Annotated in this window: 4 protein-coding genes; 3 read left to right on the forward strand and 1 reads right to left on the reverse strand. The window is 70.0% G+C overall.

Annotated features, from left to right (window positions below):
- Nucleotides 1–39: 39 nt before the first annotated feature.
- Nucleotides 40–969, reverse strand: a complete 930-nt coding sequence (locus IEY89_RS39740) for a polyprenyl synthetase family protein (protein ID WP_189152389.1) — start codon at nt 967–969, stop codon at nt 40–42.
- Between the two features lie 620 nt (nt 970–1,589).
- Here IEY89_RS39740 and IEY89_RS39745 point away from each other — a divergent pair.
- The 3 genes from IEY89_RS39745 (at nt 1,590) to IEY89_RS39755 (ending at nt 5,279) form a co-directional block, all read left to right on the forward strand.
- Nucleotides 1,590–1,979 carry a DNA ligase-like domain-containing protein gene (locus IEY89_RS39745; protein ID WP_189152390.1) on the forward strand — a complete coding sequence of 130 codons (390 nt, stop codon included), beginning with the start codon at nt 1,590–1,592 and terminating at the stop codon, nt 1,977–1,979.
- Nucleotides 1,976–2,383 carry a hypothetical protein gene (locus IEY89_RS41395; RefSeq protein ID WP_229695730.1) on the forward strand — a complete coding sequence of 136 codons (408 nt, stop codon included), beginning with the start codon at nt 1,976–1,978 and terminating at the stop codon, nt 2,381–2,383. The genes IEY89_RS39745 and IEY89_RS41395 overlap by 4 nt, the downstream gene beginning before the upstream one ends.
- 535 nt (nt 2,384–2,918) lie before the next feature.
- Entirely contained in the window at nt 2,919–5,279 is a 2,361-nt protein-coding gene (locus IEY89_RS39755) for an arylsulfatase (protein ID WP_189152391.1), read from the forward strand.
- The last annotated feature ends 220 nt before the right edge of the window (nt 5,280–5,499 follow it).

A 5,499-nucleotide genomic window follows, 5' to 3' on the forward strand; every position in this document is an offset into this window, starting at 1 on the left:
CACCAGCCCACAACCAAGATCAATAAGCAAACGCGTCAGCTACGCCACATCGGTGGCGCCGTCCTCCCCCAGGCGAGGGTTGCCGATCAGTGCGCGCAGACGGTCCGCTTGTGCCGGGGAGGCGGCTTGCAGGGCCAGGGCGATCAGGACGGTGGCTTTGGCGTCCCGCAGGTCATCGAGGGCGGATTTGCCGGTCTGCGCCGGGCTGCCGAAGACTCCCAGCAGGTCGTCACGCAGCTGGTAGGCCTCACCGAGTGGCAGGGCGTAGTCGGTGCAGGCTCCCAGGACGGTACGGTCCGCGCCGGCGAGCGCGGCGCCCAGGTGCAGAGGGCGCTCGAGGGTGTACTTGGCGGTCTTGTAGCGCACCACGGTCAGCGCCGCGTCCACATCTGCGGTGGGACGTCCCGCGGTGAGTAGGTCCAGGTACTGGCCGTACATCACCTCGGTACGCATCGCGTCCAGATGGGGCAGCACGCACGCGAGTTGGCGGGGAGCCAGGCCGGCGGTGTGCAGCAGTTCGTCAGACCAGGCCAGGGCGAGGTCGCCGATGAGGATCGCGGCCCCGGCACCGAAGTGGGCCGCCGCACGTTCACTGTGGCCGCCGGTGTGGCGGGCAGTGAAGACACGGTGGACGGTGGGCCGGCCCCGGCGGGTGGCACTGTCGTCCATGAGGTCGTCGTGAATGAGCGCGAAGGCATGGAACATCTCCAGTGACGCCGCTACCTGCAGCACTGGACGCAGCCCGCCGTTGCTGCCTGCGGCATGCCAGCCGGTCACACACAGCAGGGGGCGCAGGAGTTTGCCGCCGAAGAGCAGGAAGTCGCGCAGTGTTTCGGTGATTTCACTGGGGAGCTCGTGCGCGGCCGCCGTACGGGCCTTGCGGTCCAGAAATTCCGCGAGGAGGGCGGTGACATGGCCGCGCATCGACACGAGATCGGCGGGATCGGCATCCAGGGCGACTGAGGCCATCGGTCTTCCCTCTCCAGGTTTGCCCGGGTTTCCCCCGTCACTGGGCAGGGCCTGGCCCGGGCGGCGCAGACACACCCGTCGATGCGCAGTGCAGGGCGGTGCATGCGGTGACAGCGGCATGCCGGTCCAGGTCCGCGGAACCGAGTGTCGGCCCCTGAGCGCCGGCCGGGCCGCGAGAGAGATCGAGGAGGTGAGGTAGAGCCGGCCCGCACAGAACCGGGTGATGCACACCGCGAGCCGTCTGGGACGCATCTGCGGTGCTCGTGCTAGCGGTCGGCGCTCCCCGCCACCCAGCCGGTCAGCACGCGGCCGTGACGGAGTGGCCTGGTGCCAGGGCCCCACCCGGCAATAGGCGTGGCCTGGGGAGATGAATCCCCTGCCTCCACGAGCGACAAACGCAGGGCGCTCGTCCAGCAGGAGCACGCGGGGAGCGCAACTCGCACCACGCCGCACGGCAGCATCGAAGGACCGCCCACCACGCGCCCCGCGCCCCTTCAGCATCACGCGCGCCCCCGCCGCCGTCGGTCATCGCGTTCCGGCAGCGAACCAGTCAAGATCGGTCCTGCCCGACCGGACAGGACCGATGCGGCACAGAAATGGGGCCGTCGTTTCCGGAGCGCGTGGCCGGGGCCGTGCAGCTGCCGGACGCGACCGCGCTGGACGGCGAGCTGGTCGTATGGGACACCGCGGGCCGCCTCGCGTTCGAGCGGCTGCAGACCCGCTTGCCCGGCGTGGTGCCGGGACGGCCCGGGCGGCGGCGGAGTGGCCGGCTCACTTCGCCGCGCTCGATCTGCTGCGCCTGTCTGGGACGGACACGACCGGGTGGCCGTACCGGCGGCGCCGGGCCGCACTGGAGTGGCGTGTTCGCCGCACGGCGTCTGTCGGCGCCGTGGACGCTGTCCCCGTCGACCACCGAGGCCGACGTCGTCCGCGAGCGGCCGACGTGGGCGCCGGTCGGGATGGAGGGGATCGTCTTCAAGAGACTGAACGACGCTACCGCCCCTCGGTGAGGAGCTGGCAGAAATACAAGATCCGCGAGACGAGCGAGGCGATCGTCGACGCGATCACCGGCTCTCTGGCCGTTCCCCGCACGCTGCTGCCCGGCAGGTACGACGACAGAGGACGCTTTCAGTACGTCGGCCGCACCACCACCCTCGCCCGGGTGGCAGCTGCGGCGGTCACCGGCCTGCTCGCTACGGGGCGGCACGGTCATCCGTGGACAGGCTGGTCGTTCTCCGCCGGGTGGGGGCAGCCAGGAGACAGAACCTCACGCTGGTGGAACCCGAGCTGGCGGTGGAAGTCGACGTCGACTTCGCGACGCCTCCGGCCGGTGGCGACACCCCGCACGCTGGCACCGCGCCCGCCCCGACCTCTCCCCGCCGACGTCCCCCGCCTGACGTCACCGCCACACTGACAGCGGCACGGACGCGCAGGCCCCGCCGACGCGCAACCGGCTGAGCGTGCCCCGATCCCCGCCCGCGTCCGCGCACCCATCCCGCCCTCCCTCATCCTCAACTCCAGCCAGGGCATGGCCGAAGCGGCCGCAACAGGGATGTCAGCACCCCGACCACGCCGTAAAACCGTGATGACCTGAGCGAACGTCCGGACGCCGGAAAGGCTCACGCAACAGTCGTCGCACCCGTTGGTGCAACAGATGCCGCAACCGGGCAGAGGATCAGAGCTCCAGGAGCCAGTCGCGCCCGCCGAACCGGCCTTCGTGCGGTCCGTAACAACTACTGGGCGCGGACCGGACACCGCTCCCCCGGTCGCCGTGGTGACGGTGGCGCCCTAGCGTGGAAGTGCCGGGGCTCACCCCAGTCGACGGTCGGCGACAGTGCCTTTTGCCCGGTCATCCGATCGGGATCCCGTGTCGGCGACAGGGCTCTGTTGTGACAGTCGCGTGCACGGACATCACCGGTTCTCGCGCCGGCTGGTGGAACGGAGGCGGAATGTCGCAGACATCATGGAATGAGTACAGGCCGGGGCAGGCGTTCCCGGGGGTGGTGGGGCGGACGACGGACGAGTCGAGCCCGGCGTGGCCGCAGCCGGTGCGGGCGGTGCCGGGTGCACCGAACGTGATGCTGATCGTGTTGGACGACACCGGGTACGGGCAGCTCGGCTGCTACGGGAGCCCGATCGAGACGCCGAACCTGGACGCGCTGGCCGCGGGTGGGCTGCTGTACAGCAACATGCACACCACCGCGCTGTGCTCACCGTCGCGTTCGTGCATCGTGACGGGCCGCAACCATCATGCGAACGGGATGGCGGCGATCACAGAGCTGGCCACTGGCTATCCGGGCTACAACGGGCAGATCCCGTTCGAGAACGGGTTCCTGTCGGAGACACTGCTGCAGCACGGTTACAACACGTACATGGTCGGCAAGTGGCACCTGATGCCCTCGGAACAGGAGTCGGCCGCGGGGCCCTACGACCGGTGGCCGCTGGGGCGGGGCTTCGAGCGGTTTTACGGGTTCCTGGGCGGCGACACGAGCGAGTGGTATCCGGACCTGGTGTACGACAACCACCAGGTGGAGCCGCCGGCGACGCCGGCGGAGGGCTACCACCTGACGGAGGACCTGGTCGAGCGGGCGATGTCGTTCATCGCGGACGCCAAGCAGGTCGCCCCGGACAAGCCGTTCTTCCTGAACCTGTGCCCTGGTGCGACGCATGCTCCGCACCATGTGGCGAAGGAGTGGGCGGACCGCTACCGGGGACGGTTCGACGACGGCTGGGACGTCTACCGCGAGCGCACCTTCACCCGGCAGAAGCAACTCGGCGTGGTGCCCGCGGACGCACAGCTGTCCCCGCACGATCCGGACGTGCCCGCCTGGGAGTCTCTCACGCCGGACGCGCGGCGCCTGGCCGCGCGGATGATGGAGGTCTATGCCGGGTTCCTCAGCCACACCGACCACCACATCGGGCGGCTGCTGGACTTCCTGAAGGAGACCGGCGAGTTCGACAACACGCTGGTCATGGTGGTCTCCGACAACGGGGCGAGCGCGGAGGGCGGGGTGACCGGCACCACCAACGAGATGCAGTTCTTCAACAACGCGCCCGAGACGCTGGAGGAGAGCCTGGCCCGGATCGACGAGCTCGGCGGCCCCAGCACGTTCAACCACTACCCGTGGGGCTGGACTTGGGCGGGCAACACCCCCTTCCGGCGGTGGAAGCGGGAGACCTACCGCGGCGGCGTCAGTGATCCCTTCCTCGTGCACTGGCCCGACGGTATCCGGGCCCGCGGTGAGGTCCGCGACCAGTTCGCGCACATCATCGACATGGTCCCCACCGTTTTGGACGTGCTCGGGATCGAGCCGCCCGCGAGCATCCGGGGCGTGACCCAGTCGCCCCTGCACGGGGTCAGCTTCGCCCACACCTTCGACGATGCCTCCGCCGCGAGTCGCCACCGCACCCAGTACTACGAGATGTTCGGGCACCGGGCTATCGACCACGACGGATGGCGGGCGGTCTGCCCCTGGCCCGGCCCCGCTTTCGCCGAGGCCGGGCGGCCGTTCGGCACCCCGATCACCATGGCGGACCTCGACGACCTCGACGCCCATCACTGGGAGCTCTACCGCGTCGACGAGGATGTCGCCGAAACCAGCAACCTCGCCGAAGAGAACCGCAGCAAGCTGATCGAGATGATCGCCCTGTGGTACGTGGAGGCCGGCAAGTACAACGTGCTGCCGATCGACGGCAGCGCCCTTGAGCGCATGATGCTCGAACGGCCGCAGATCACCCAGGCCCGCAGCGGCTACACCTTCCGCCCCGGCACCCAGGTCCTGCCGGCCGCGGTCGCGCCCCGGGTCCTCAACCGTCCGCACAGCGTCACCGCAGACGTCGAGATCCCGCCCGGCGGCGCGGCGGGCGTCCTGCTCTGTCAAGGCACCAACGCCGGCGGATGGTCCCTCTATGTGAAGGACGGGCACCTGCACTACGCCCACAACTACGTCCAACGGGCCCTGTATCACGTGGCCTCGAGCGAGAAGGTGCCCGAAGGACGGCACACGCTGCGCTTCGAGTTCGAGCCCACCGGCGACCCGGACATCGCCCACGGCAAGGGCGCATCCGGCCGGGCCCAGCTGTACATCGACGGCCGCCTGGTCGGCGAGACCGACATGCCGGTCACCACCCCGGTCGCCTTCAACCCGGGCGGTTTGGCCTGCGGCGCCAACCCGGGATCGGCCGTCACCCCCGATTACCGGGCACCGTTCCGGTTCACCGGCACCCTGCACAGCGTCACCGTCGACCTGTCCGGCGACCTGATCGTCGATGCCCAGAGCGAGATGCGCATGCACATGGCCCGCCAGTAGCCGTCTCCCACGCGTGGGCTGCGGATCCGCTCTGTCCTGGGCGCGCCTCGAAGGGCGGTGGCTCGCGTGGCAGAACGTCACTCTCCGGCCTCCGGGCGGGGTGGTGCCGTCGTCCGCTCGGCAGCGGTTGTGGTGCGGCCGGTGGCTGCGAGGAGCGCGAGGAGTGCGAGCACGGCCAGCAGGACGATGACCAGCAACAGGATGGTCAGCACCGTCGGGT

Origin of the sequence: Streptomyces lacrimifluminis (assembly GCF_014646095.1) — a bacterium.
Classification (GTDB): Bacteria; Actinomycetota; Actinomycetes; order Streptomycetales; family Streptomycetaceae; genus Streptomyces; species Streptomyces lacrimifluminis.